This is a genomic window from Bradyrhizobium sp., assembly GCF_019244115.1.
In the GTDB taxonomy this organism is placed as follows: domain Bacteria; phylum Pseudomonadota; class Alphaproteobacteria; order Rhizobiales; family Xanthobacteraceae; genus Bradyrhizobium.
In genome coordinates this window covers 1-2254 of the sequence record NZ_JAFATE010000350.1, presented here as the reverse complement: position 1 = coordinate 2254, position 2254 = coordinate 1, and the positions used below count along the sequence as shown (strand labels likewise).

Genomic DNA, 2254 nt, shown 5'->3' with positions numbered 1-2254 from the left:
ACCATCGAAGGCCGGCCGGGGCGCGCTTTGCAAGCCTTCCGCCGCTTGGAATTATCAACCGCTTATTTGATATTGAGCGAAAAGCGCAGATTGAGCGGCTGCAGCATCTCCGGCGGCGGCGCCGCGCCGACGTTGCCGCGCTTGAGGATGGCGTGCAGATCGTCATCGGCCTGCGCGTTCTTCAGCGCCGGAAAGATCACCCGCTCGACGGTTCCGTCCGGATTGAGCCAGGCGCGAACCTCGAGTGCCGGCGGCGGTCCGTCCTCCTTGCCGGCATGCTCGCGCAAATACGAGCGGAACCGATTGGCGACGACCTCGTCTGCGGCCATCCAGAACTCGAAGCGGAGTCTGACGAGCTTTGCAAACTCGGTCCAGGATGCCGGTGCGCCGCCCGCCGCGCGATAATCCTGCGCGCGGCTGCTAGGTCCTGTTGACAATTGCGGGATTCCCTCTGACTCGCGAACGTGATTCAAGATCGCAACTGGGGAGGGCGATCTTGATTCGGCGAGAGCTCACGGACTTCGATTGGCGGCGCATTGAAGCGCTGGTCTCAGGCAGAGAGGGAGACAAGGGACGGCACGGCGCAGACAATCGCCTGTTCGTCGACGCGGTGCTCTGGATTGCGCGCGCTGGCGCACCATGGCGCGATCTGCCGCCGCAGTTCGGCAATTGGAATAGCGTGTTCCAGCGCTTTCGTCGATGGGCCAAAAGGGGCGTTTGGGAGCGGATTTTCAACGCCTTGCTGGAAAATCCAGACTTTGAATACCTCATCATCGACTCCACCATCGTGCGAGCGCACCAGCATGCGGCCGGCGCAAAAGGGGGAGCGAAGATGAGGCGCTTGGACGTTCGCGCGGCGGACTGAGCACCAAGATCAGCGCCGGCGTGGACGCGCTCGGCAATCCCGTTCGCTTCATTCTGACCGCAGGCAACGTGAATGATATCGTCCAGGCCGAGGACCTGATCAGCGGCCTGTCGTTCGACAAGTTGCTCGCCGACAAAGGCTATGACTCCGACCGCTTTCGCGCTCGCATTGCAGCAGCGGGTGCCGAGGCCGTGATCCCGTCCACCCGCTCGCGATCGCAGGCCATCCCCTACGACAAGCACATCTACGGGGATCGCAACTTGGTCGAGAGGTTCTTTAACAAGATCAAGCATTTTCGCCGCATCTCGACCCGCTACGAGAAGACTGCGCTCTCGTTTGCATCCATGCTATTCCTCGTCGGCGCCATGATCTGGCTCCGTTGAATGTCAACAGGACCTAGCACTTCGGCTGGTTCGGCGGACACTTTTTGGGCGGCGGGGCCGCGGGCCTTGGCGGTGGCGGCGGCGCTGGACGCGGTGGTGCCACCGCAACGCGCGGCGGGGGTGGCGGCGCCGCAATGTGAGGCGGCGGCGGTGGCGGGGCAGCATGCACCTGCGGCGGCGGCGGAGCCGGCCGTGCCATCTGCGGATGCGAGGGCGGCGGCGGGGCCGCGTGCTGGATCTGGGGCCGCGGCGGAGCTGGCGGAGGCGGAGGTGGTGGTGCGGTCGGCCTCACCGCGCTGATCGCAGGCCGCGCAGCTGCGGGCGGCGGAGACGTCGATCCGGGCCGCTTCTCCTGCAATTTCTTCTCTTCCAAGGCTGCGGCTGGCGGCGGCGGAGTCCCAGGCTTGCCTGCCGTCGCTGCTGGCGGCGGCGATCCCGGCCTTTTCTCCTCGAACTTCTTCTCTTCCAACGGGGCGCTGCCGGGTTTCGCCTGGACGCCGGCCGCGCCCTGGTTGGGATTGGTCGGCGCCGTCGCTATCGGCTTGGAATTCGCATTGGGACCGTTGCCTGGCGGAGTGGTCCCTGATGGCGGCGAGATCCCCGGCGCGAGCTTGTCCGTGTTGGGCGTCGCCGCTCCAGTCGGCGCCGTCGCGCTCGCAGGGCCTCCACTGCTCGTTGGCGGAAGCTGGTTGCCCGTGGGCAGAGAGTGAAGCTGGCTTCCCGGGGGCGGCGTGTTCTGACCAGGCGTTGCCGTTCCCTGCGGCGCCGTCGCGGTCGCATTGGCCTTGATCAGCGGTGCTCTGCCCGGTGGTGCTGTCGGGTTGGCGACGAAGTTGCTCTGGCTGGCAGTGAGTGGCGCCTGATTGTTCTGGATGAGCTTGGCCTGGTGCTGGATCACGACCGGCACCTGCGGGCCGGCTCCGACAGGCTGCCCGGACGCGGCAGCCTTCGTCAGCGCCTGGACTGAACCGGCTGCTGGGGCCGGCTGCTGCACGTTGATCACGGT

Annotated in this window: 2 protein-coding genes and 1 pseudogene; 1 reads left to right on the top strand and 2 read right to left on the bottom strand. The window is 66.1% G+C overall.

All coding sequences use genetic code 11. The features are described 5' to 3' along the window. Window positions 1-62: 62 nt before the first annotated feature. Window positions 63-437: a hypothetical protein gene (locus JOZ76_RS15490; protein WP_291699489.1), complete on the bottom strand. Its 375-nt coding sequence runs from the start codon at window positions 435-437 to the stop codon at window positions 63-65. A gap of 59 nt (window positions 438-496) precedes the next feature. Here JOZ76_RS15490 and JOZ76_RS15485 point away from each other — a divergent pair. Then, window positions 497-1248, top strand: a protein-coding gene (locus JOZ76_RS15485) for an IS5 family transposase (protein WP_291699488.1) whose coding sequence is annotated in 2 segments (ribosomal slippage) — window positions 497-833 and window positions 833-1248 — 753 coding nt in all. Because the reading frame shifts where the segments join, the coding sequence is not laid out codon by codon here. A 13-nt stretch (window positions 1249-1261) separates the two neighbouring features. On the opposite strand, the pseudogene JOZ76_RS15480 reads toward JOZ76_RS15485, so the two are convergent. Beyond that, a pseudogene (locus JOZ76_RS15480) lies at window positions 1262-2254 on the bottom strand (caspase family protein); the annotation flags it as partial.